This window comes from Vibrio sp. 704 (assembly GCF_033339295.1).
Genome location: NZ_JAWOUH010000001.1, coordinates 707,576 through 733,608 on the forward strand (window position 1 = coordinate 707,576; position 26,033 = coordinate 733,608).

The following is a 26,033-nucleotide window of genomic DNA, read 5'->3' on the forward strand; positions in this document are numbered from 1 at the left end:
ATTCTTATCTTTTAATACAAGATACCAGTTAACTTTATATAAGTAAACAAACTGTAATTTACAAAAAATATAATTTTAACAGGTTGATTCGTAAACTTTATCTATTACGAATAAACTAATTTTAATTATTATTGACGGGTAAATTTAATAAAATATTTATTAACTATGACGAATCATTGATTTTTAATAATTAGTGAAAAAATTAAAAAATAATGACTAGTGAATTATATATAGAAAGTGATATAATTACATTTAATGATAGCTATAAATATTAGGCTAATTATTTATACCTTAGTGATCCTGGCTAATGATACTTTCTAATAGTTTGTTCACCGAACTTCGTTGTGGTTTATCATTCTTGTGTAAGATATCAACATGAGCAGTAGCAATAAAAGTCTTATAGTCACTCTCAGAAATCTGTTTTGTGCTTAAATTTTCAAATACATTTTCCATTGTTTTTCGCTTAGTGATACAGCTAAATGCTTTATCAAGAGTATCCAAAAATAGCGCTTCAATAACTGTTTCAAAACCCATTTCGACATCTTTAAGCATAGAAATCATCTCAACGACATACACGACATCAGAAGCGCCTTTTAATCTTTTACGTGCTCTCAGATTCCATTTCATGTCATCTATGAATTGTTCTACTTCTTTGCGATATCTAACATTCACAGAAAGCATCACAAGATAAGTCCTCATATCTTGATCTTGCTTACTTTCGTAAACTCTAAGCGCATTATCTGATTGTTCTTGAGCGTGCGCAGCCGCTCTTTCTAGTTCTTCTTCATAGTTACTCAGGTCCTTACAGGCGTCATGTAGAATACCGTTTCCAATAAGCTTTCCGAGTGTATATTTTCGATTTCCACCTAACTGGGAGGCAGACATTCGAACTCCGTCGAGATTAAATACGATCCCCACCGCAACCCCCTTCTTTGTTTGTAGCTCAACTTTGAGGCTTGAATGTGTTGATTCAACAGCAGTGACAAACTCTGCAAGATTAGAGCGTGGCTTTAACTTATTGATACCAGTTTTTACCAGACGAGCTATTTGAGCCTTTTTGTTAAATATTTTAGCGTCATTAATATCAACATAGGAATCGTAACCAATCTTATTACTACTTACTAATTGTCGCAGACCAAACTCTATCTCTAGCTCCCTCATTACTTCTTGTGCTCGTATCTTGCTATAAGAGTCTTTGATGCGTTTTCTTGTTACTATATCGATAGTAGATGTGACTACATGTATATGTTGTTCATCGGTATCATTATGTTTAAAAGCAATATATCGGCAATTTGCGTAACCCAAATGATTCATCAACTTTTTAGCTGTTTTGCACCATTGGAAATTAGTTAAACTCTCATTAGTATCTAAGCTTACAATCATGTGCTTAAATTGCTGTTTGGCGGTTGGATTAAGCCTTATAGACTCCTGCATCTCCCTTATCGCAAGCGCCATATCTAACATCTCCCCTGGTGCGTTTTTAGCATTTACAGGGATATGTATAATATTATTTGCATAAATAAATTCTGTTACTGCATCAGCGCTTTTAGTCGCTCCTGCACCATAATTTACTAAATATTTAGCCACTCGTTCATCGTCACCAGCAACATACTTTATGAGAGCATCTGCGGTCAGCTTAGTATGCTTACCGCCTTTTTGTGCAGGTTCCTTATAGATCATGACTTGAGCCTCTTAATTCTTTCAGTGCCTGAACAAGCTTGTCTTCACTTAAATGCTGTTTTGCTATTTCATAAGCCGCTTCTTGAGTAAAGCTATTCACTAGCAAGTGACGAGTGGCCTGAAACTCTCTTAATAGTCCCGCTAGTACTACAAGAGTACTTTCTATTTCTTCTCTTGTGAGAGCTTTACTATTCTCAATATCGGTGGCAATTGTTTTAATTTGATCACTGAGTTCTGAAGTTTCTGAGAAGAACTCTTTAGATGCCTCTAGAATGATAGGTTTGACTTTTACAGCATTATTGATGATGTCACGAGTAAATGCTGAAAGCTTTGAATAACCAGCCACACATTGCTTTTTAACTAGCTCTTGATATTCTTTTTCAGTGAGATTTGTCTTTACTGATTTAATCTGTAAATCAGCAGGTTCTTTACGAGCTTTGTATTTCTCTTTTTTTACTGTCTTAATGGCAGTTTCAATAGCTCTAAAATCTTTTACACCTACATTTCTTAGAATGTCTAACACATCGTTGTTCATAATTATTACCTTTTATTGTATCTATACTCACCTCTCAAATAATTAGATATAGCTATTAAGATCTAAGACTAACAGCATATGATAAACTAGCGCTAACACCGAAGGGGGTTAGTGCAACCAACCAGAATGGGCGGAGTATTTGTCGGAGATTTTATTTGGGACAAATAAACGCGCAGACACAGCTTGCTTCAAAACTAGATAATTATATTATTAATTTAAATGATAAGATTTTCAATATTTATTTTTACACAAACAAAAGCACAGCTCACATTTAAAATAAACTTATAGGAAATACAATCAATAAATAACCTCATAAAATTCAATATTATAAAATAGTATCTTAATTAAATCTTTTATTTTCTTATCATGTAAGTAGATTTAATAGATAATTACTTAAATATTAAGTAATCTTAGTGTAATTTATTTTTGTTGCGTAAGTAGTATGACATCAAGACTAATTAAAAACAAAATAGACTTTACTTACTAAAACTGAATATCTTATTAAGAATTGAATAGGTATAGCTCTATTCTTCATTGCAATATAATTAATAGTAATATTTATGTTGACTATAAATTTTATAACCAAATTATGCATATATATCTAAGATTTGTATACTTGAAGTTATCTTTAGAGCGAAATCGAACGTCCTATGTAGAACTCTAACTTAACTCAACACCTTCCGTTCAAGGCGTTGAGGAGTGCTCATCTATCCCAAACGTTAAGTGAGATTTCTGCTCTAGCGGTTATAAATCTATATAAAATTAGAGCAGAAGAAATACTGCTCATTTATTATGAGTAAAACAATGATACGGCTGGTTCAATCGTATAACAGTCTTGTATCTTGTACATATTCGAATGCTCCTACGATCCTGGTACAGTGGGTAGGTTAAATCTAAGTAATCCCTTACCTTCTGATTTACCAGATTTTTCTTCTATTCCAACTAAACCATTTTTTGAATAAGATTCAATGATATGATCTATGTCACGGTTACTATCATCATATCCACACTTTATCGAAAAGTTGTTTAAAGAACCTATAATTATTTCCATTCTCTCCTTTGTGAAATATACTGTTATACGATTATCTTTCAAAAACTGATTGAATAAAACTCTATCCTTTTCTTTCGAAAAATCAATATCAAGGTTAGACAATTTTCCTGTAATACGTGATTTACTAGCTTTAATTTCATTTTCAATTTTTTCTCTTTCCATTCTTTTAATTTTATATTGATTCTCCCATTCTTCATCATCAGAATATTGTGTCATATATTCACGTATCTTTGACATGCTCTTATCGATCGTATTAATTTTCTCCTCTAAGTGAGAAATGTCTACACTTTGGTCAATGTCAAATTTTAAAGACTTAAGCACATTATAAATTTTATTTTGAGCCAAGTAATAATTTATATTTTCAGAGTCGCATTTAGTACTTTTTCTTTTTCTGTTACACTTTAAATACATACCTTTAGTTGGATTCTTAACTTTCCTACTAGAGAATGCCATTATATAACCACATTTAGCTAAACTACCACAACCGTTCTCATTTTCCTTCCGTATTAAGCAACCACATTTACCAACACCAACAAACACATTACGGAAAATTTCACCAACTCCACCTGTATTTTCCCGAGTTCTTTTTTGAACTGCATAGAATGTTCTATCATCAATAATTCTAGGATAGTAATCCTTACCATCTAACTTTCCAATTACATTCGTATTTCTGATGTATGCATTAATAGATGATTCACTAAGAGGACTATTTTTTGTTGTTTTTATTAGATTTCCATTTTCATCAAAACTGTATCTGTAGATATCCAAGTCACCGAGACTCTTAATAATTTTTTGAGGCCCGTAATTGAAGTTAAGTTTTAAATAAAATATTTTCCTAATAATTTCCGCATTCTCTTCAATTATTGTATAAGATTTTAAATCTGAGTTTCTAGCTAACCAGAAAGGTGGTTTCGCTATAGATTTCCTTCCTGAATCTTCAAGCAATTTTCTACTGGCTTTTATTCTTGAACTTTTTTGACTAGATTCTTGATATGCTAAGTACATTCCAATTTCAAGTAGTATTCTTCCTGTTACACTAGATACAGATTCCATATTTTCTTCAAAAACAAGATTCCATTTCGTGATAGCAATTTTAACACCAGCATCGATAATCCGTTGAAATTGACTTCTGACAAAGTCAACATTAGCTCGACTAAATCTATCTATTAGCTCTATAACAATAAGGTCGCCTTTCTCGATCTTTCCATTTTCAATATCATTAATCAAAGCCCCCAGTTCACCTCTTTTAAAGTTCGCGGCTGTGTAAGCGCTCTTACCACGATCTTCATAAATTAATCCCTTTGAGTATGCCGATTTCCCTTCACTTAAAAGGCGCTTGTTGTAATCAGAAATCCAATGCTCACAAGCCTGTTCCTGCCTTTGTATACCCTGTCCTTCCTCAGCCTGAATTTGCTTACTAACACGTTGATATAGATGATACTTATTCACTTTTTCTTACACATTCCCAGGAGTTATAAAATGTAGTATAACATTTAGTTGTCTTTTGCAAACTGTGGCTTACCCTGTCACATTGGTGGCGATATCCAAGAGCGCAGCAAACTGCTTCTTCAAACGCCTGAGAGCTTTCTAGCGCGTTTCAATGTTGATGTCCGTGTGATGAACGAAGTGGTTTCTATTAACCGTCAAGACAAAACGGTTACGGTTAACAATTTGCTTGATGGCTCGGAATACCAAGAGAGCTACGACTTTCTTCTACTTAGCCCTGGCGCAGGTCCAGTTGTGCCGCCTATTCCGGGTATTGATAACCCGTTAACACACTCGCTGCGCAATATTCCAGATATGGATCGCATCATTAAAACGATCGAAACCAACAAAGTTGAACACGCTACGGTCGTTGGTGGTGGTTTTATCGGTTTGGAAATGATGGAAGCCTTCAACCAGCTAGGCATAAAAACCACATTAGTTGAAATGGCGGATCAAGTGATGACGCCCGTTGACCGTGAAATGGCTGGCTTCGCACATGCTGAAATTCGTGAGAAAGGCATCGACCTTAAACTTGGCGTCGCACTTGAGTCGGTGAAATTCGTACCTAACGAGCACGTGGCAAGTTTCGACTCTGGTGAAAGCGAAAAACACCAACATCTAGAAGGTGAATTGGAATTAACACTAAACAATGGTGAAAGACTCACCACCGATATTCTGATTATGGCAATTGGTGTTCGCCCCGAGACCAAATTAGCAAAAGAAGCTGGCTTAGAAATCGGCGCTCTTGGTGGTATTTATACCAATGAATACATGCAAACCAGCGATCCTTCGATCTACGCTGTCGGCGACGCGGTAGAAGAGAAAGACTTCGTGACTGGCGAGCAAACTCTAGTGCCACTTGCGGGCCCGGCAAACCGTCAAGGCCGAATGGCAGCAGACAACATGCTTGGCCGCCAAGAAACTTACCAAGGTACGCAAGGCACGGCGATCTGTAAGATTTTTGATTTAGCCGTCGCTTCTACTGGTAAAAACGAGAAACAGCTGAAACGTGAAAACATCGCTTATGAAAAAGTGTATGTGCATACAGCAAGTCACGCGAGTTACTACCCAGGTGCAGAAACCGTGTCATTCAAAATGCTGTTTGATCCAGTAACAGGTAAAATATTAGGTGCGCAAGCAGTAGGTAAAGACGGTGTTGATAAACGTATCGACGTAATGGCAGTTGCTCAGCGTGCTGGTATGACGGTAGAGCAACTGCAACACCTCGAGCTAACTTACGCGCCACCTTATGGCTCTGCTAAAGATGTAATTAACCAAGCGGCGTTTGTGGCAAATAACATCATCAAAGGTGACGCGATTGCGATTCATTATGATGAAATGGATTCACTGACAGAAGACCAACTGTTACTTGATGTTCGTAATCCTGGTGAATTGGAGTCCGTTGGTTATCTTGAAGGTGCAATTAATATTCCTGTCGATCAACTACGTCGTCGCATGCACGAACTTCCTAAAGACAAAGAGATCGTGATTTACTGTCAAGTTGGGTTACGCGGTAACGTAGCATACCGTCAGCTGGTCAACAATGGTTACAAAGCCCGCAACTTGATTGGTGGATACAGAACTCTCAAATTTGCTCGCTTATAACTTGATAATAAAAAAGAGAAAACCACGTGCTTGGTTTTCTCTTTTTTTGCAGGAAAGAAAGCGTAGATCATTCACCTTCAATTGCCAAACGGACTGCTGCTTGAGCATGGATAGAAGTGGTATCAAGTAGTGTAACCTCGGTGTGACTTTGGTTTACAAGTAAGGCAATTTCAGTGCACCCGAGAATCACAGCTTCAGCTCCGTGCTCTTTTAGTTTTTCAATAATTTGCAAGTATATCGTCCTTGACTCCTCTTTGATTTCACCTTGGCATAACTCTTTATAAATAATGTTATGTACTTTAGAGCGGTCGTCTTGATCGGGAATGACGACATCAAGCCCATAACGGTCGGAAAGCCTTCCTTTATAAAAGTCTTGCTCCATTGTGAATTGAGTACCAAGGAGTCCGACCTTTTGAACCCCTTTCTCACGAAGTAACTCAGCAGTCGCGTCTGCGATATGTAGTATGGGGATATTAATACTGGCTTCAATTTGAGGCGCAACTTTGTGCATTGTGTTAGTACAAATAAGAATGAAGTCAGCGCCCCCTTTTTCTATTGAAGATGCAGCATCAGATAGAATGCTTGCCGTTTCTTCCCATTTACCTTGATGTTGAAGTTTCTCTATCTCCGAAAAATTCACGCTATACATACAAATTTTTGCGGAATTTAAGCCGCCTAACGTCTCTTTGACTCCTTCGTTGATCAATTTGTAATAACTAAGCGTCGACTCCCAGCTCATACCACCTAGAAGACCGATAGTTTTCATATAACTCTCCAATCGTTATACACCACCGTGCCAGGGGTGTTTTTACAAAAAAAATCAGCAACTTAAATAAGTAGCGTTCAAGCGTCCTCACTATTGAGCATTGGGTAACACGAAAATAAAATCATTCCCACAAGGACCGCTACGCGATTCTCATATATCCTCGCAATATCGTTACTGCATTTCCAGAAAGCTTAACGTGCTCAGTGCTTAACAACTCTGTATGGACGACCCCACTTCTCTCGGAGGCTTGGAAGCCTTTCAGTTGCTTTTTGTTGAGCTCTTTAGCCCAGTAAACACATAAAGCGCAATGTGCAGAGCCTGTAACTGGATCCTCATTAACACCTACCCAAGGCGCGAAGTATCGAGAGACAAAATCGGCGTCAGTACTTGATTGAGCAGTGATGACGACGCCACGGCCCTTTTGTTTAAGCAGCGCACCAAAATCAGGGTCGAGCTGTTCAAGCACAAATTCATCATTAATGACGATCAACTGCTTATTATCAAACTGACCGTAGGCGACTACATTGGCGGCATCTAGCCCCAAGCCATGAAGTAAGTCTTTGTTAATACTCGCTCTCATATCTAAAGTTGGCGCAGGAAACACCAAATGAATTTCTTCATGATCGAGTTGTGCAGTTAAAACCCCAGATAGCGTAACGAACTCAATCGTATCTCCAGTATTATATAACCCCTGCTCTTTCAGAACGTGCGCCGTTGCAAGTGTGCCGTGTCCACACAAAGCAACTTCCGTCCTCGGTGTAAACCAACGAAGTTGCATTGTATTGAGTGACAGAAATGCCGTTTCAGATAACGACATCTCGGCCGCGATGGCCAACATCGTTTCCTCATCAAGGCTTGACTCTGTGATACAAACACCCGCGGGATTACCTTTGAAAACCTCTGATGTAAACGAGTCAACCTGAAAAATTTTAACTTCCACGAAATATCCTTAAGTTCTATCAAACACGTAATTCTGTATCACGTGATTTTTAATATCTGTTGTTTGAGCGAAAAAAACCTATGAAATTTTCTACCAACCTTATAGGTCTTGTTGGAAGCGCTAACAAACAGGAGAATGTAGTTAATTATGCAAAACGTAAAAAGCCATCGTCAATGTGACTCAATTGGATATCTTATCGGAGTTTTCGGCGTTTCTTTAGTTCTAATATGGATTGGTATTTATAAATTCACACCTACAGAGGCCAAGCTTATACAACCGCTCGTTGAAAATCATTTTCTGATGAGTTGGTTGTATGATGTGATGTCAGTTCAAGCCGTATCAAACATCATTGGCGCAACAGAAATCATTGTCGCTATTGGATTAATCGTTGGCCTTAAAAACACACGAGTCGCTTATTTTTCTGGCATAGCCGCCGCAATTATTTTTCTTGCGACACTCAGCTTTCTAATTACGACACCGAATACATGGAAAGTGTCTGATGGGGTTTTGGTGACAAACTTCTTTTTAGTAAAAGATATTCTATTTTTAGCCATTGCGATTAGCGTCATCGAACGAAACAAGCCAAACAGAGAATAACTCTAAATAGTTCGAAATCTTGTTTTTCCAGAACGTAGCCTGAAAGGTGCAAACGACTTACAAGTCGAAACAAGTCGAATGGTTCTGTCAATAACTCTAAACAAAGGCTCTTAAATTTAGAATGTTTAAGAGTCTTTGCCTCTTAATTATGCGAAACAACATCTTAGCGTAAAGTGAAAAGAAAAGCCTTTTACTCTACTGCTAAGGTTTATTGATACTTTGCCGAAGTAATGAACTCACCGAATGTCTCGCACCATACAACAACCGTATTGTATTCAGAAATTGAAGTGCTTTGAGGAACCTCAACAACGAAGTTATCGAACGTTTTTACATCACCAATTAAGCTCATTTCAGATTTAAGGTCATTAAACTCTTGTTCCGTTTCGACAAACTTAGGAGATAGATAGAGTTTATAGTCTGGTCCGGGAGCGAGTTTTCCTACCAACGTAATGACTTCAGAACTCAAATGAATCTCTCCCTCTCCCCAATGAAAAGCATCGCTACCTTTGAGTTCCCTCTTAAACACTGCGCTGTATTCTGCACCTTGCTTGCTCTTAGCAACTTGTTCATCGGTCGGCGCAGGTGGTGCAATAAGGATCGGTAAAGTATAGATACCTATCGCAATGCCAATAGAAACTGCCACTAAGTGACTGATTGTTAATTTAATTATATTTTTCAAGGTCATAAGCATCTTCTTATTAGTTTTACTACTTGAAATTAGATTCAAATCGGCCTTATCTGTCTATTATCGAGCAGCATAATGTCATTAACATTATACACAAGCTATGCGCACTAAATGCAGACTGAGCGCAATTAAAAACGGCTGATAATTAATATCAGCCGTTTGCTTATCGGAAATGTCGTTGTGCCGGTTTGGTCACTATTCCGCTTCCACCAAAGCGATCTTATCGGATGTCGATTTTTCCAATTTTATCGCAATAAACTTAGAGGTTGGCGTAAACGTTCTATCCCCATAACTGTCCAAAGGAACTAATGGGTTTGTTTCTGGATAGTAAGCCGCCGCCTGACCTGCTGGTACATCATAGGCAACAAGCGTAAATCCGCTCACACGGCGCTCAACGCCATCTTCCCACAATGACACCATGTCCACTTTGTCGCCCGGTTCAAAACCGAGTTTACGAATATCCGCTTCATTGATAAACAGCACTTCGCGCATACCAAATACTCCACGATAACGGTCATTCAAGCCGTAAAGTGTCGTATTGTATTGGTCGTGTGAGCGCATGGTTTGCAAGATCAAATCTGGCTTTTGGCCTTTTTCGAGTATCGCTTCGCTGATCAACTGTTTCGGCAACTCACTAGAGCTGAACTGTGCTTTGCCGCTTGGTGTATTCCATCGACGCTCAGCAGCTGGGTTTACCAAGTGGAATCCACCCGGGTGTTTGAGCTTATGGTTAAAGTCGGTAAAGCCCGGAATCGTGTCGGCAATCAAATCGCGAATACGGTCGTAATCTTCAATCACCCACAACCAATCAATTGGTTTTGCCCCGAGTGTAGCATTGGCAATACCTGCAATAATCGCTGGTTCTGAACGCAAATGCTCCGAACGCGGTTTTAGCTGACCAAATGAAATATGTACCATGCTGAAGGTATCTTCAACCGTCACGCCTTGTGGGCCAGTCGCTTGCTGATCAATCTCAGTACGGCCTAAGCATGGAAGAATAAGCGCATCTTTACCTGTGACAAGGTGAGAACGATTTAACTTCGTCGAAATGTGTACGGTTAAATTACAGTTTCGCATCGCGTTGTGCGTACGTTCTGTGTCTGGCGTTGCTTGTGCAAAGTTACCGCCCAAACCGATAAATACTTTCGCTTGCCCTTCTTCCATCGCTTTAATGGCTTGCACAGTGTTGTGGCCTTCACCACGCGGGACGGCAAAGTTAAATCGACTTTCAATGCGATCCAACAACAGATCTGAAGGTTTTTCATCAATGCCCATCGTACGGTCGCCCTGAACGTTACTGTGACCTCGCACAGGTGAAAGACCCGCGCCCGGCTTTCCAACGTTACCTCGTAACATTTGCACGTTTGCGACTTCTTTAATGGTTGGCACAGAGTGACGATGCTGAGTCAACCCCATTGCCCAACACATGATCACACGTTCTGCACGTCGATACATGCTCGCCACCATCTCGATTTCACTTAAATCAAGACCCGATTGTTCCGCGATGTGTTCCCAAGACGTTGCATCCACTTCAGCCAAATACTTATCAATACCTATCGTGTGTTGTTTGATGAATTCGCGGTCAAATACCGCTTTGCCACCGTTTTGCAATGCCTCGCGCTCCCATTGCAACAAGAATTTCGCGATGCCACGAAACACTGCCATGTCTCCACCTAAAGCAGGACGCAGGTACGCCGTGTTTGTAGGCTCTGAGCCGTTACTCAACATCTCAATCGGCATTTGTGGGTTTTGGAAACGCTCTAACCCGCGCTCTTTGAGCGGGTTTAGACAGATAACCTGTGCACCACGTTTTACCGCTTCGCGCAGAGGTTCAAGCATTCGTGGGTGGTTCGTGCCCGGGTTTTGACCAATCACGAAAATCGCATCAGCTTCTTCAAAATCATCAAAGATCACTGTGCCTTTACCAACACCAATAGTGTCTTTCATCCCGATTGCACTGGCTTCGTGACACATGTTGGAACAATCTGGGAAGTTGTTGGTACCGAATGCGCGCACAAATAGCTGATATAAAAACGCCGCTTCGTTGCTTGCACGACCAGAGGTATAAAACTCCGCTTGGTGCGGTGAATCCAATTGATTGAGATGTTTCGCGACAAGAGAAAAAGCCTCATCCCAAGAGACAGGTACATAGTGGTCGGACTCGGCATCGTATCGCATTGGGTGCGTGATACGGCCTTGGTATTCCAACCAGTAATCGGTTTGCGTTGAGAGAGATGAAACGTTGTGATTGGCAAAAAACTCAGGATCAACCAGACGATTGGTCGCCTCCCAGTTTACCGCTTTCGCGCCATTCTCACAGAAATTGACTTTACCGCTATCTGGCGACTCACCCCATGCACATCCCGGGCAGTCGAAACCGCCATTTTGGTTGGTTTTGAGCATAGTGCGAATGTTTTTAACTGCATTTTCACTGCCCCACCAACTTCTGGTTACGGCTTTCAGTGCACCCCAACCACCAGCTGGACCTTTGTATGTTTTTATTTGTTCTTTTTGGCTCACGACTTTACTCCTCGCAGATATACCAGCAAGCAGGGTGCCCGTGAAAACAAGCGCGTTATTTATTGAGATAATGCGGAAGTATTGAAGGGCTTAGTTTCTAATCCATGTATTTTTTAATCCAAATAAGTAACCACTCAACATGCTCTCGCTTGTCCGAGCGTTTACTTATCTAGATTCTTGATATCGGATACCCGCCTACTGTTTCTAAGACTGGTAGATTCAATTCGCATTGTTGCGTCTTGATCTAAATCAAAGATTAAGTCGTTATTCAATATGCGTCCAATTGATAATCCTGACCGAGTGATAAACAAAATCTATGACGAATTTTTCCACTGACGGTCATAACATTTTTAATCAATACAATTTATGAGGTTAATCGTTTTCCCATCCGATTCCACCTAGTTCGCTTAACGAGCTCAATAAAATCGGTACTCTTGATAATAGATAATATCTATCACACTATAGATACTTTAAATTTGACCCTAATTAATATCAGGAATAGCCTTGATTCAGATCAATTTTGAGTGTGGTTTTATTCTTGACTTGGTTTTGGTTTTCCATTTCCCAGTTAAAACGCTCCAGCGCTTAAAAAGTACGGTAGTGCCGTGCCCTTTTTAGGGAGTTCCCCCCGTACATGTGACTCACAACGCAAGGTTAACAAGCCATTATGGATATCAAACAACTTAAATATCTCATCGCACTTGAACAGACCAAACACTTTGGTCAAGCCGCCGCATTGTGCCACATTACGCAGCCTACCTTGTCCATGAGAATCCGAAGCTTAGAGGAAGAACTCGACCTCGAATTAATCCAAAGAAGTCAACGATTTGAAGGGTTTACTGAAGCCGGAGAACGCATTTTAGCTTGGGCAAAAACCGTCTTAGCCGCTCATGATGGATTGCAAGCCGAGGCTGCTAACTGCCGTGGTCAGTTGGTCGGCTCTCTTCGGCTTGGAATGGTGCCACTCGCCAGCCAAAACCCGATGGAATTGCTCAAACCATTAGCTCACCAGTTCCCTGAGTTACGCTTTCAAATACTCTCCATGACGACCGAACAGATCATAGACCAACTCAATCGCAATCAACTTGATTTGGGGATGTGTTATGTCGATCAAGTCAACACCGCTTACTTCGATGTTATCGAACTAGATTCAACCAAACTTGGCGTTTTATTCGATGAGCGTCATTTTGATTTTGCCGAATCTGAAGTGTTGTGGGAGTCACTCAATAACATTCCGCTAGGGCTGCTTTCGAAGGGCATGCACTATCGCCACTCAATTGATCTTAGCTTTGTGAGTAAAGGGCTGGTTCCGCAAACCGTCATTGAAAGTAACTCCACCTTTCACTTGATCCAAGCAGTAACCAGTGGCCTTTGTTGCGCCATTATGCCGCTGAACTGTGGATTGGAAGAGTTGAACGATACGCTTCGCATTATCCCTATCGAAGAAGCCGCCGTTCACGCCCCGCTAGGTTTGTTAAAGCGAAAACAAGAACCCTTCTCCGCGCTAACCGATCAGTGCTTCGCAGAAGCAAAAAACATATTTAATCGATAACAAGAATCCACACGTCAATTTTTGGCATACATAACGGCTTATGAGGTGATTTCATGAGATGTACTACTCAATCTTATTTTGAACTGTCCGATTTCAATCAAGCACCACCTCAACCAAGTGCGTTCAATTACCGAGAATTGATTGATGGCCGCCCAGTGCAACAAATGTCGCTGGCGAGTGAATCCGCCTTAGCTATCAGCTACAACGGCATTAGCCAAGCGGTCATGATGGTGACGCCAGGCCATCTGGAAGACTTCGTGAAAGGATTTAGCCTAAGCACAGGCATCGTCCACGACTTCAAAGAGATCAAAGACATTGAAATTGGTGGCGATCACGAATCTCACTATGCGGAAGTGGAAATCAGCAACCGCGCTTTCTGGGCGTTAAAAACACAGCGCCGAAATCTTGCCGGCACAACCGGATGCGGCATTTGTGGTGTCGAGGCTCTGGAACAAGCTTTGCCTGATTTAGCACCGCTAACACCGTCTCTTCCTCCGCGCTCCGATGTATTTGAAGGGCTGCGAGACAAAGTCGCACTGCATCAAGAAGCCGCACGTGAATCTGGCGCGTTACACGCCGCCTTATTTGCAGATTTACAAGGCAACATCAAGTTGTGCCGAGAGGACATCGGCCGTCACAACGCGCTAGATAAGTTGATTGGCGCATTGGCCAACAATCACATCGAACCTCAAAGTGGCTTCGCAATCATGACAAGCCGTTGCAGCTTAGAGTTGATCCACAAAGCCGTTCGCGCGCGTATCCCCACTCTGGTTTGCTTATCTGCACCTACAGCGTTAACTGTCGAATGGGCAAGAAGAAACCATTTGAACCTAATTCACTTGCCAAAACACAGCTCGCCGCGTCTATACAGCCCTGCACCTTAACACGTCAACCTAGCCGAATTCCTAATATTTCTAACAGAGACCTCTGGGTCTCTGTTGTTTGCTTCTCGTTCCCAATTGATACTTAGCGACAAGACACTATTCTCTCCAACCAAACGAGCTCACCCCTTGTCAGCACTAAGCTTGCGTATATTAACCTGCTTGCATTTGAACGCTTTCCAATCCGATAAGAACGCTGTCAAAAAACCATAAATTAGTAAGGGTTTTGTGTGACTCTTTTCACGCTTTTCCGCCTTCCTAGGCATTTCTAGGAATTTTTCCTATCCGATCTAGGCAACCATCTCATGTGCCTCACAAAACCACTCTCTAGAATTCCGCTCAGTCAAAGGTAACAAGAGCGCATAACGGTCGCCGTTGTGTTTCTAAAACAATTACAAGAGAGTTCATCATGTTAAAATTCCTCGAACAGGTGCGGAAGCCGACCCTCGATCTTCCTGTCGAAGTTAGAAGAAAGATGTGGTTTAAACCGTTCATCCAATCTTACTTGGTCGTATTCATCGGCTACCTAACCATGTACTTGATTCGTAAGAACTTCAATGTCGCGCAAAACGACATGATCTCAACTTACGGTTTGAGCATGACAGACCTAGGTCTTATTGGCCTTGGCTTCTCCATCACATACGGCATCGGTAAAACCGTTGTGTCTTACTACGCTGACGGTAAGAACACCAAGCAATTCCTCCCTTTTATGCTGATCCTTTCTGGTCTTGCAATGCTTGGTTTCAGCTTCAGCATGGGCGGCGGTAGTGCAAGCCTGTTCTTGATGGTGGCTTTCTACGCTCTAAGTGGTTTCTTCCAAAGTACTGGTGGCCCTTCTAGTTACTCAACCATTACAAAATGGACACCTCGTAACAAACGCGGCTCTTACCTAGGTTTGTGGAACATGTCACACAACGTTGGTGGTGCGGGCGCAGCGGGTGTTGCTCTTTTCGGTGCTAACTACCTATTCGACGGCCACGTAATCGGCATGTTCGTGTTCCCTTCTATCATCGCGATCATCGTCGGCTTTATCGGTATGCGCTTTGGTAGCGACTCTCCAGAAGCTTACGGTCTAGGTAAAGTAGAAGAACTTTTCGATGAAGCAGTGAGTGAAGAAGACACCGCTGCTGAAGAAAACCAGATGACCAAGAAAGAAATCTTTGTTGAATACGTTCTTAAAAACAAAGTTATCTGGCTACTTTGCTTTGCAAACATCTTCCTTTACATCGTGCGTATTGGTATCGACCAATGGTCAACGGTATACGCGTACCAAGAGCTTGGTCTGTCAAAAGAAACGGCAATCTCAGGCTTTACTCTATTCGAAGTCGGTGCGCTTGTGGGTACTTTGATGTGGGGTTACTTATCTGACTTAGCAAACGGTCGCCGCGCATTGGTTGCTTGTGTGTCTCTTGGTTTGATCATCGTATCGCTTGAGTTCTACCAACACGCCACTAGCGAGTTCATGTACTTAGCCTCTCTATTTGTATTGGGCTTCTTGGTGTTTGGTCCTCAACTTCTTATCGGTGTTGCCGCGGTTGGTTTTGTCCCTAAAAAAGCAATCAGTGTGGCTGACGGCGTAAAAGGTACATTCGCTTACCTAATCGGTGACAGCTTCGCGAAACTTGGTCTCGGTATGATTGCAGACGGTACACCTATCTTCGGCTTAACAGGTTGGAAAGGTACCTTCGCAGCTCTAGATACCTCCGCCATGATTTGTATTGTTTTGCTTGCTTTCGTCGCTATCGCGGAAGAGAGGAAGATTCGACACGCGAAGAAGCTTCAACTTGCACAAAACCAAGCCTAACTTCTCTGCGCGCTTTACTTCGGTAAAGCGCGCAAGATCATTAAAATGAGTTGATCAATTCAGTATCATTAAAGGTTTTTCTATTGGCTCGCGTTGGAGCTTATTGTTGTTAGTCGTCTGCTCTATTTGGTTGTAATAATGATTCATGTTGCTCTAGTTGATGATCACGTCATCGTGCGTTCGGGTTTCGCACAATTATTAAATTTAGAAAGTGATATTACCGTTGTTGGTGAATTCGGCTCTGTCGCCGAAGCGCGAAAAGGGTTGCCTGCGGTACACCCACACGTCGTCATCCTAGATATCTCCATGCCAGATGAAAGCGGCTTAAACTTTCTCAGCGAAATACCAACTGGCATTGCCTGCGTGATGCTTAGCGTGCATGACTCCCCTGCGATGGTGGAAAAATCACTAAAGCTAGGTGCAAAAGGCTATCTTAGTAAACGCTGTAGCCCAGACGAACTTATTCAAGCCGTGAGAACCAGTGCTTCTGGCGGCTGTTACCTCACATCAGATATTGCACTTAAACTTGCAACGCCTAGCGACAACACCACCTCTCTATGCCAACTGACAAAACGTGAAAACGAGGTATGTCAGCTACTTGCCAATGGGTTGGATGTGAAGTCTGTCGCGGCAGAGCTTGGCTTGAGCCACAAGACCGTGCATGTTCATCGTGCGAATGCCATCGACAAACTCGGCGTGAAAAACAACGTTGAGCTCGCCAAACTATTTTCTAAAGAGTCCTTTTAATGCGAGCTTATGCTGTTACCACCATTTGCGGACTTTTTGTTATGGCTTGCGCCTGGTTTTGCTTGTGGGTGATTGCCTATTACTTTGTCAATGATCCCGAGCTGGCGATCTTATTGTTTCCTTTCGCTTTACGATTAGGTGTCGCCCTACACACTCGCACCGCTTATTGGCCGACGATTTACCTTTCGGAGTGGGGGCTTTCCATCGCACTTGCGATGTTACTGGGTCAACCGCAGTGGCTTACCGTGCTGATTGCGAGCATTGCCAGTATCCCGGTCACTCTGATTGCGAAAAAATACTACTACGGAGACCAAAACCGCCATTTAGCCGTGATGAGCGCAGTCATTATCATTAGTGCGTTTATTAATGTGATGGCCGTTGGTTTTCACGTTCCTTCGGTTTACATGGTATGGCTGGCTAGCATTTCTGGAGGCTTGCTCGTGGTGCCTATGTGCTACTTGTTATGGAGTTATTTGTTCCAAAGTCGTTGGTCTCCGCTTAGCTCTCTCCTACTTAGTAATGCCGTTGTATTTCAGGTGCGTCATATCGTGCTTTATGCGCTGCTTTTGATCGGCAGTATTTTGGTGCAAACCAGTTTGCCTGAAGAGCTAAAACGATTTGCGCCGTTTTGTATGGCGATTCCAATCATCGTGCTTGCTCTGCGTTACGGCTGGCAAGGTGCTCTACTCGCCACCATGCTCAACAGCATTGCGCTGATTGCGGCTCGCAGCGGCGTATCAAATCTAGAAATCACCGATTTGTTATTATCTCTCTCGGCGCAAACCATCACCGGCATTATGCTCGGCTTAGGGGTTCAGAAACAAAAAGACCTCAATCACAAACTGCGCGGCGAACTTGCACGCAATCAGAATTTGTCTCGCCAGCTTATCAAAGCGGAAGAATCGGTAAGACGCGATATTGCGCGCGAGCTACATGACGAAATTGGACAGAACATCACGGCGATCCGCACACAAGCCAACATCATTAAGCGGGTAAATAACGCCGAAACAAGCGTGGGTTGCGCCGACATGATCGAAGGGCTTTCCCTCAACGTGTACGACACCACTAAGCGACTGTTAAGCAAGCTAAGACCAAAAATGCTGGATGATTTGGACTTGAAAGAATCCGTCGAGCAACTGACGCGAGAGATGGAATTTGCCAATCACGGAACGACTGTTCAACTGAACTGGCAAGGCGATTACACCAACTTGAGTGACACGCTCAAAGTCACCCTATTCCGTTTATGCCAAGAGTCATTGAATAACGCCGCCAAATATGCAGAAGCGCAGTTGATCAGTATTGAACTGACGATCGGAGAAGCGGCGGTGTCACTAATGATTCACGATGATGGTGTCGGTTTCAAAGTTCAGGACAGTATGAAAGGCATGGGCGTTCGCGGCATGCAAGAGCGTGTGCACGCGTTAGGTGGAAAAATGGTTATCTACTCCACCAGCGATCAAGTGATCGGCACACAAATCAGCATTACTTTACCTAAGGTGTAACTCAAGATGTTTGGATTTTTACGTTCACCTAAATTTACTCAACCGAGTCTGAGCAACGAGCAAATCGACCAGCGTTACCGCCATTGGCGTTTGCACATTATGTTGGGGATGTACATCGGCTACGCAGGTTTCTATTTTACCCGTAAGACCTTTAACTACGCCGCACCAGCGATGATCACCGACCTTGGCTTAGATAAAGGCGATTTGGGTCTTATCGGTACACTTTTCTACATCAGCTACGGCTGCTCGAAGTTTATTTCTGGCACGATTTCGGATCGCTCTAACCCTCGTTATTTCATGGGATTAGGATTGATTGCGACAGGTCTGGTCAATATCGCGTTCGGTTTTTCTAGCTCACTCGCGGCTTTCATTACTCTGTGGATCTTAAACGCGTGGTTCCAAGGCTGGGGCTGGCCTTCATGCTCCAAACTGTTAACCACTTGGTATTCACGTTCCGAGCGTGGCTTCTTATGGGCGATTTGGAACACCGCACACAACGTTGGTGGCGCGCTGATCCCTATTTTGGTGGGCTATTTAACGTTGCACTACAGCTGGCGTGAAGGTTTTATTCTACCCGGCATCATCGGGGTATTTCTCGGTCTATTCGTTTGTTGGCGATTGCGCGACAAACCCACAACAATGGGTTTACCAAGTGTCGGCCAATGGCGCAACGACGCACTAGAACTTGCGCAAGAAAATTACGGACGTGGCCTCACCTACCGCGAAATTCTGAAATCGTACGTATTTAACAACAAATACATCTGGCTGCTCGCGTTCAGTTATGTGTTGGTTTACATCGTCCGAACCGCAATCAATGACTGGGGAAACCTGTACTTGACCGAGCAGCATCACTATAGCCTGATTAATGCCAACGCTGCTCTGTCTATGTTTGAAATCGGCGGTTTTGTTGGTTCATTGGTTGCGGGTTGGGGCTCAGACAAACTCTTTGGCGGTAACCGTGGGCCAATGAACTTGCTGTTCGCGATTGGGATTTTCTTATCTGTCTCTGCGCTTTGGCTAATGCCTCTGACCAACTTTGCATTCCAAGCGGCGGGATTGTTCTCCATCGGCTTCTTTGTCTTTGGGCCACAAATGCTGATCGGTATGGCAGCGGCTGAGTGCTCTCACAAAGACTCTGCCGGCGCGGCAACAGGATTCGTGGGCTTGTTCGCCTACATGGGCGCAGCATTGTCTGGTTATCCACTGGCGTTAATTCTTGAAGAATATCATTGGACGGGTTTCTTCATCACCATTTCAGTTTGTGCAGCCGTCATTGGCCTTTTGTTGCTGCCATTTTTGCAAGCGCAACCATCACGAAAACCACTCGAACCAAAGCCTCGGTTGTAAATCGACTTATCGCCCTTCGGGCAAATTGGCGAGTGACCTAACCGCGCTCGCCCTCCTTATTTAACGTATCTCTGCTCAATTTTTCTTCCGATTCAGTTCGGAGGGTTAACTATGGGAAAAATTCATGAATTTGAACACTATTTCATCGCATAGCTTCTTTCAAATGAACAACAAAATCCAAAACTACGCTTGGGGAAGCACCTCTTCTATTCACGATTTGTTTGGCTTTTCTAACGAAACGAATGAGCCTCAAGCAGAAGTATGGATGGGTACTCACCCAAACGGCTGCTCTGAAGTTCAGATTGAGCAAAACACGCTGCCTTTGTCTGAACTGATCAAACAAAACCAACCCGCTTACTTATCAGCAGAAACCGCAGCGAAATTTGGCGACCTACCCTTTCTGTTTAAGATCTTAGCGGCCGAACATGCACTGTCGATTCAAGTTCACCCAAGCAAACAAGATGCCGAAATAGGCTTCGAAAAAGAACAAAGTGCCGGGATCCCACTAAACGCAAGCCATCGTAACTACAAGGATCCAAACCACAAACCTGAGTTGGTGTACGCGCTGACAAGTTACCAAGCCATGAACGGTTTTCGCTCGTATGCCGAGATTATTGAGGCATTTAGCCTTTGCGATATCGATGAGCTACGCGCGCCTCTTGACACATTCAAACGCGAAATCAACTCACAAGGTTTACGCGATTTCTTTGTGCACATTCTTACCATGGAAGGAGAAACAAAAGAGCGAGCACTGAAACAGCTTCTTGCCCACGCTTCACGTCAATCGGAGCAAGGCACTGACAGCGACGTTTTCCAGCTCATCTTGGATCTATCCACTCAATACCCTGGCGATGTCGGCTTGTTTGCGCCATTACTGTTGAATGTCATCACGCTGCAACCTGGCGAAGCGATGTTCCTGAGCGCAAGAACGCCACACGCTTACATTAAAGGTACGGGATTAGAGATCATGGCGAACTCAGATAACGTTTTGCGTGCAGGACTCACGCCGAAACATATGGATGTTGAAGAACTGGTTAAATGCACAGACTTTGTGCCTAAGCCGTTTCACAGCCTTGTCCTAAAACCCAATGCAAATGGTTGCCAGAGCCTTTATCCCGTTCCAGTGGCAGACTTTAGTTTCAGCATTCTTAACCAACCGAACAATGAAGTGGTTGAGGCAAACAGCGCAGAGATTTTGATGGCGATTGATGCCGACCTGACACTCATCAGTGATAACGGTGAGACGTTAACCGCCGCGAAAGGACAATCGGTATTTGTTCCTGCTTACGTTGGCCATTACCGTATTAAAAGTGCGGGACGTGTGGCTCGCGCATTTAACTAACTTCTGAATAACAGATTCAAGCTAGCGTCTGACCCAAGGGACTGGGTTAGACAATTTATTCCTTTCATAGATTGAACCATTCCGCTCTTAAGGCACTCATGCTTACACCTTGTCGAATCCAAACACCTACAGGCCAGTTTCTCTAAAAACCATAACCTCCCGGATCTACCATTTACTCAACATTCATTGTCAAAACCCATTTATGTCCGGTAAATTCGTCGCTCCAATATCAAATCACTTGGATAATAAAGGCGCTTGCACAGTGGTATTTGTTGCAAAACGTATAATCAACGTTGTAATCAAAGCCTCAATCACTACAATCTCTGGTTCGATTTTTCAGTTAACGTTTGTATGCCGAAGTTAAACCAAGATAACCCTGTTCAAAGCTCCGCCCTTTCCGATATCGAAACCAGCAGTAAGATTCAATCGGCATTAGAACCGAAGTTTCACAAGCCAGAGAAACGTCTCTGCTTAAGCCCTGGCCTGTCGGATAAGCATTTGGCGCGCCGTTGGCAAGTATTGGAACACGTGACCAATAAAGATCATCTCCTTGATCCTTTCACGCAGTCACATTGCGATGCTTACTCCAACAACATCGAGCACTTCATTGGTACTGTTAATGTGCCGGTCGGCATTGCAGGCCCTTTGCGCGTCAACGGCTTGTATGCGAACGATGACTTTTTGGTTCCGCTCGCAACGACAGAAGCCGCGTTAGTCGCTTCCTACAACCGTGGCGCAAATCTTATTACCGCCGCTGGTGGCGCGAGCGCATTGTTGCTGAGTGAAGGGGTGAGCCGAACGCCAGTGTTCGCCTTTAATAACCTTGCCGACGCTGGCCAGTTCGTCAGTTGGGTTGTGACCCAGTTTGACGCATTTCGTCAAATTGCGGAATCCACCACCTCACATGGCAAACTCAAAGACATCAATGTAAATATCGAAGGAAACCACGTTTATTTGGTCTTTGAATACGTGACTGGTGACGCTTCCGGACAAAACATGGTGACCATCGCAACAAACGAAGTGTTCCATCATATTTTGGCGACCAGCCCAATCAAACCAACTCAAGCATTCTTGGATGGCAACTTATCAGGCGACAAAAAACCAAACGCGCACACACTGCGCTCGGTACGCGGTAAGAAAGTATCCGCCGAAGTGACCATTCCTGCTGAGTTGGTGGAAAAATATCTGCATACGACGCCGGAGTCTATGGTTCAATTTGGCAAAATGACTACAGTGGGCGGTTTACTCAGCGGGACAATTGGCGTCAACGCGCATTACGCAAACGCGCTTGCCGCGCTGTACATTGCTTGTGGTCAAGATGCCGCTTGCGTTGCAGAGTCTGCCATTGGAATCACTCGTATGGATGTGGACGCTCAAGGCAACTTGTACGCGTGCGTGACCTTGCCAAACATCATGGTGGGGACGGTTGGTGGTGGTACTGGCCTTCCAACACAAAAAGCATGTTTGGATATTTTGGGTTTGCACGGCAACGGCAATGCGAAAGCGTTAGCCGAAGTCGCAGCTGCGCTTTGTCTGGCTGGCGAACTCTCGATCGTGGGCGCATTTTGTGCCGATCACTTTTCTCGTGCTCACCATAAGCTTGCCCGAAAATAACCTTTGTTGCTTTGTACAAGAGAACATCCGTGTGGTTTTCTCTTGTGCAAACCAATGGACTTTATTTATTGGCTCAATAATTTCTTGAAACTAACTTAAGCCTTAACAAACATACCAATCTCTTGTTAACAGTACTTTAGCTGTCCCCCTTCTATATCCATTGCGATATCTCTGCTTGTTACTCTTCATTGGCCATATTAAATATCAGTATCTTAGAAAAAATAGCATCAAAAACTTCTAGCACTATAGTACCAAATTCATCGTTTGAGTTTTTTGTTCACCACTTATAGCTACTATACTCGCCTATGCAGCTGCTTGATTTTCATAAATTTACTAAACAGCTCAAAAGAGCTTAATAACTCCCGTTAAATGGACTTAAATCGTTACTTCGGGTAAGCGAGTTAACTATGAGACGTCAGAAGCTAAATAAAATCTCTGCTTGGGTACTAGGATTGGCTATCTTATTGCTGAGCCATGTGCCTAATGTATCAGCACAAATACAGCAATCCCCATCCGATCAAACCGTTGCGCGTTTTCTCTATCAAACCTCTTTTGGACCAACTCCTGCGTTAATTAATGAGGTTAGGGAAAACGGGTTAGAGGACTGGATACAGAAACAAATCAACCTGCCAGCAACCTACCATCAACCACTTTATCAAACGCCTTTTTCTAAAGGCCTACAGTCAAACCGAGAAAATGCTTGGTATCAGATTGTTGTTACTGCTGAAGATCAGCTCAGACAGCGAACGGCTTATGCATTGAGTCAGATCGTAGTCGTTTCTCGTTATGGCGGCGTTCTTTCCAGCAAACCTACAGGGTTAGTGAATTACTACGATCTGTTGGTTGAGCATGCGTTTGGCAACTACCGAGACCTGTTGTATGACGTTTCCATCCATCCAGTCATGGGGAGCTATTTGTCTATGCTCGGTAGTGCAAAAGAAAATAGTGCGACAGGAACGCTTCCCGATGAGAACTTTGCTCGAGAGTTAATGCAGTTATTCACTATCGGTTTGTATGAACTCAATTTAGATGGCAGTAAAAAGCTAAACCACGCAACAGGCAAACCTATCCCCACGTACAATCAAACTGATATTCAAGAGCTCGCGCGAGCATTAACTGGATGGAAAAATTCCGACATCGCATTCGTGAAACCGATGCGAGTTATCAGTCAAAGACACGACACCGGCGAGAAGCGATTTCTAGGGAACGTGATCCCATCGGGTCTAACCGCACAAGAAGAGCTTTCAAAAGTGATTGATATGTTGATGTCTCACCCAAATGTTGCTCCATTTGTTTCAAAGTTACTTATCCAACGTTTGGTCAGTTCAAATCCAAGCCTAGAGTACGTCGCGCGTGTTGCTACGATATTTAACAACAATGGGGAAGGAGAAAAAGGCGATCTAACCGCCGTTGTTCGAGCCATATTGCTCGACCCTGAAGCATTAGGGATGACGGATACCCCGCCTATAAAAGTGAAAGAACCGATACTGGTCCTGACTAATTTTCATCGAGCATCAGGTTTTACGATTAAAGGATCACGTTACGAAGACGCAACAACGATGATGAACATCGCTAATCAAGGGCCGCTTCGTTCTCCTTCCGTGTTTAATTTTTACTCTCCAGACTATCAGCCGTCTAACGAGTTTACGGAGTCTGGTATTAACTCTCCAGAGTATGAACTTCTCAATTGGTCTGTTTATACCGATTTGGTCAACTATATGTTAACCAGCACTCGTAGAGGAGGTGGTGATTCCTACCACTTCGATCTTAACGAGTTTTATCTTCTTCTGGACGATCACCGTGCCTTAGTCGAATTGGTTAACGAGCGTTTCTTTGCTGGAACGGCTTCTGCTGAATTGAAAGAGCTCATGCTCACCGCCCTGAATGATTATCGTGGGGACTATGTGCCAACAACAAAACTCGCTCTAGTGATATTTACCGCCATTTCTGGCGACGAATTCTATATTCAGGATTAGGAGTGAATTATGGATATTTCACGACGACATTTTATACAAAGCACGCTATCGATGGGCGCACTAGCCTCTCTTAGTCTGCCAGGTTACTCTCTCGCAGCGCCATCCAATGACTTTCGAGCATTAATATGTGTGTATTTAGCAGGCGGAAACGATGCATTCAACACCATACTGCCATTATCGGAGGCGCACTATCGTCAATATTCCAAAGTCAGAGGGCCACTCTCTGTCGCCAAAGAAGACATACTCCCTATCAATTTAAGTGCTGTCGATAGCTCAAATCACCCAGTGAAGCTCGGCTTACACCCAAAGTTAAATGCGTTAACTTCCGTTTTCGAACAAGGCGATGCCAGCATCGTGCTCAATAGTGGCATTCTCAACCATCCCGTCACCAAACAAGCTATTGAGCAAGGTGAAGCATCACTTCCCGAGCAACTGTTTTCTCATAATTCTCAAACAGACGCTTGGTTACTTGGTGGAATGAGCGAGTCTAAAAATCTTGGTTGGGCTGGCAGAATGTTGGATGTATTAAACTCTGAATCAGAAATAACACCGCTATACAGTGTGCATGGCAACTCGCTTTGGTTACGGGCAATGGAACACCGCCAAACCGTCCTGAAAAAAGATCGCGCAGTTCAGCTTACCGCGATTGATAGCCCTTTATACAAAGGTATCTATGATCGCCTTCTCTCTCATCAAACTGACAATCCATTTAATGGTCATTTTAATTTGATGGTTGATGAGTCGATGGTAATGAGCAGTGTACTGAGCGAGCAACTCAACCACATTGCTGACGAGCCGCTGTTTACGTCATCGACGCTCGGCAAGCAGATGCAAACCGTGTACAAATTGATAGCAAGCCAAGATGTCCTGAAGCAGCAACGACAAGTCTTTTTCGTTAAACACTCTGGGTATGACCTACACGATTCGCAACTGGCACGTCATCCAGTGCTACTTGAGGATCTCGCGACAAACCTTTTAGCAATGTATCGTGTAGTCGAACGGTTAGGGCTAAACAAGCAAGTCACCTCTTTCACTATGTCTGACTTCGGTCGACGGATGATGAGCAACGGAAATGGTACCGATCATGGCTGGGGTGGCCATCAACTATTAATTGGAGGCGCGGTAAATGGGAAACAACCTATCGGTACATGGCCGGAACTAATACTGGGCGGAAACGATGATTACTCTCAAGGCCGACTCATACCCAAAATTGCCGCTGATCAAGTTGGTTCAACACTAGCACAGTGGATGGGCGTGAGTGATAACGCTGCACTGGAATACGTGTTCCCGAACATCCGTAATTTTACCCATTCAAACCTGGGTTTTATGTCGTAAGATATTTTACAGGTAGCTGTAGAACACATCATCAAATAAGGGAGCCTCGCGCTCCCTTACTCATCTTAT

The 26,033-nt window shown here is 43.2% G+C and carries 18 protein-coding genes and 1 pseudogene; 12 read left to right on the forward strand and 7 right to left on the reverse strand.

The window, feature by feature from the left end; translation table 11 throughout:
* Positions 1–291 precede the first annotated feature (291 nt).
* The 3 genes from R7R24_RS02945 to R7R24_RS02955 all read right to left on the reverse strand — a co-directional run bounded on the left by R7R24_RS02945 (position 292) and on the right by R7R24_RS02955 (position 4,715).
* Positions 292–1,680 (reverse strand): relaxase/mobilization nuclease domain-containing protein, encoded by a 1,389-nt coding sequence (locus R7R24_RS02945; RefSeq protein WP_005376112.1) that lies wholly within the window; start codon positions 1,678–1,680, stop codon positions 292–294.
* The gene (locus R7R24_RS02950) at positions 1,670–2,215 is read right to left on the reverse strand and encodes a hypothetical protein (RefSeq protein ID WP_005376109.1); all 546 of its coding nucleotides are present in this window, start codon (positions 2,213–2,215) and stop codon (positions 1,670–1,672) included. The genes R7R24_RS02945 and R7R24_RS02950 overlap by 11 nt, the downstream gene beginning before the upstream one ends.
* Positions 2,216–3,077: 862 nt before the next feature.
* Complete coding sequence (locus R7R24_RS02955) at positions 3,078–4,715, reverse strand: recombinase family protein (protein WP_005376107.1); 1,638 nt, start codon at positions 4,713–4,715, stop codon at positions 3,078–3,080.
* Between the two features lie 48 nt (positions 4,716–4,763).
* Here R7R24_RS02955 and R7R24_RS02960 point away from each other — a divergent pair.
* Positions 4,764–6,356: pseudogene (locus R7R24_RS02960) on the forward strand (FAD-dependent oxidoreductase); the annotation flags it as partial.
* Between the two features lie 67 nt (positions 6,357–6,423).
* Here R7R24_RS02960 and R7R24_RS02965 read toward each other — a convergent pair.
* A complete protein-coding gene (locus R7R24_RS02965) occupies positions 6,424–7,122 on the reverse strand; it encodes an aspartate/glutamate racemase family protein (protein WP_017634634.1) in 699 nt (232 codons plus the stop codon).
* A gap of 139 nt (positions 7,123–7,261) precedes the next feature.
* Positions 7,262–8,062 carry a PhzF family phenazine biosynthesis protein gene (locus R7R24_RS02970; RefSeq protein WP_017634635.1) on the reverse strand — a complete coding sequence of 267 codons (801 nt, stop codon included), beginning with the start codon at positions 8,060–8,062 and terminating at the stop codon, positions 7,262–7,264.
* A 147-nt stretch (positions 8,063–8,209) separates the two neighbouring features.
* On the opposite strand from R7R24_RS02970, the gene R7R24_RS02975 reads away from it, so the two are divergent.
* Complete coding sequence (locus R7R24_RS02975) at positions 8,210–8,659, forward strand: YkgB family protein (protein ID WP_054579621.1); 450 nt, start codon at positions 8,210–8,212, stop codon at positions 8,657–8,659.
* 208 nt (positions 8,660–8,867) lie between these two features.
* On the opposite strand, the gene R7R24_RS02980 is transcribed toward R7R24_RS02975, so the two are convergent.
* Positions 8,868–9,344, reverse strand: coding sequence for a DM13 domain-containing protein (locus tag R7R24_RS02980; protein WP_005376099.1), 477 nt, complete (start codon positions 9,342–9,344; stop codon positions 8,868–8,870).
* A 195-nt stretch (positions 9,345–9,539) separates the two neighbouring features.
* On the reverse strand, positions 9,540–11,864 hold the full coding sequence (locus tag R7R24_RS02985; protein WP_042520945.1) for an FdhF/YdeP family oxidoreductase: 2,325 nt from the start codon (positions 11,862–11,864) through the stop codon (positions 9,540–9,542).
* Between the two features lie 667 nt (positions 11,865–12,531).
* On the opposite strand from R7R24_RS02985, the gene R7R24_RS02990 reads away from it, so the two are divergent.
* From R7R24_RS02990 to R7R24_RS03035, 10 genes are all read left to right on the forward strand, one after another.
* Positions 12,532–13,416, forward strand: a complete 885-nt coding sequence (locus tag R7R24_RS02990; RefSeq protein WP_005388011.1) for a LysR family transcriptional regulator — start codon at positions 12,532–12,534, stop codon at positions 13,414–13,416.
* A 53-nt stretch (positions 13,417–13,469) separates the two neighbouring features.
* Positions 13,470–14,300, forward strand: a complete 831-nt coding sequence (fdhD, locus tag R7R24_RS02995; protein WP_191115813.1) for a formate dehydrogenase accessory sulfurtransferase FdhD — start codon at positions 13,470–13,472, stop codon at positions 14,298–14,300.
* Between the two features lie 406 nt (positions 14,301–14,706).
* Entirely contained in the window at positions 14,707–16,101 is a 1,395-nt protein-coding gene (uhpT, locus tag R7R24_RS03000) for a hexose-6-phosphate:phosphate antiporter (protein WP_047101071.1), read from the forward strand.
* 138 nt (positions 16,102–16,239) lie between these two features.
* Positions 16,240–16,848 (forward strand): transcriptional regulator UhpA, encoded by a 609-nt coding sequence (gene uhpA / locus R7R24_RS03005; protein ID WP_172563821.1) that lies wholly within the window; start codon positions 16,240–16,242, stop codon positions 16,846–16,848.
* Positions 16,848–18,350 (forward strand): signal transduction histidine-protein kinase/phosphatase UhpB, encoded by a 1,503-nt coding sequence (gene uhpB / locus R7R24_RS03010; RefSeq protein WP_191115814.1) that lies wholly within the window; start codon positions 16,848–16,850, stop codon positions 18,348–18,350. The genes uhpA and uhpB overlap by 1 nt, the downstream gene beginning before the upstream one ends.
* Positions 18,351–18,356: 6 nt before the next feature.
* Positions 18,357–19,697: an MFS transporter gene (locus R7R24_RS03015; protein WP_191115815.1), complete on the forward strand. Its 1,341-nt coding sequence runs from the start codon at positions 18,357–18,359 to the stop codon at positions 19,695–19,697.
* A gap of 124 nt (positions 19,698–19,821) precedes the next feature.
* Positions 19,822–21,039 (forward strand): mannose-6-phosphate isomerase, class I, encoded by a 1,218-nt coding sequence (manA, locus tag R7R24_RS03020; RefSeq protein ID WP_191115816.1) that lies wholly within the window; start codon positions 19,822–19,824, stop codon positions 21,037–21,039.
* 351 nt (positions 21,040–21,390) lie between these two features.
* Positions 21,391–22,653, forward strand: coding sequence for a hydroxymethylglutaryl-CoA reductase (locus R7R24_RS03025; RefSeq protein WP_047101062.1), 1,263 nt, complete (start codon positions 21,391–21,393; stop codon positions 22,651–22,653).
* A 407-nt stretch (positions 22,654–23,060) separates the two neighbouring features.
* The gene (locus R7R24_RS03030) at positions 23,061–24,629 is read left to right on the forward strand and encodes a DUF1800 family protein (protein ID WP_191115817.1); all 1,569 of its coding nucleotides are present in this window, start codon (positions 23,061–23,063) and stop codon (positions 24,627–24,629) included.
* A 9-nt stretch (positions 24,630–24,638) separates the two neighbouring features.
* A complete protein-coding gene (locus R7R24_RS03035) occupies positions 24,639–25,964 on the forward strand; it encodes a DUF1501 domain-containing protein (protein WP_064369238.1) in 1,326 nt (441 codons plus the stop codon).
* Positions 25,965–26,033 lie beyond the last annotated feature (69 nt).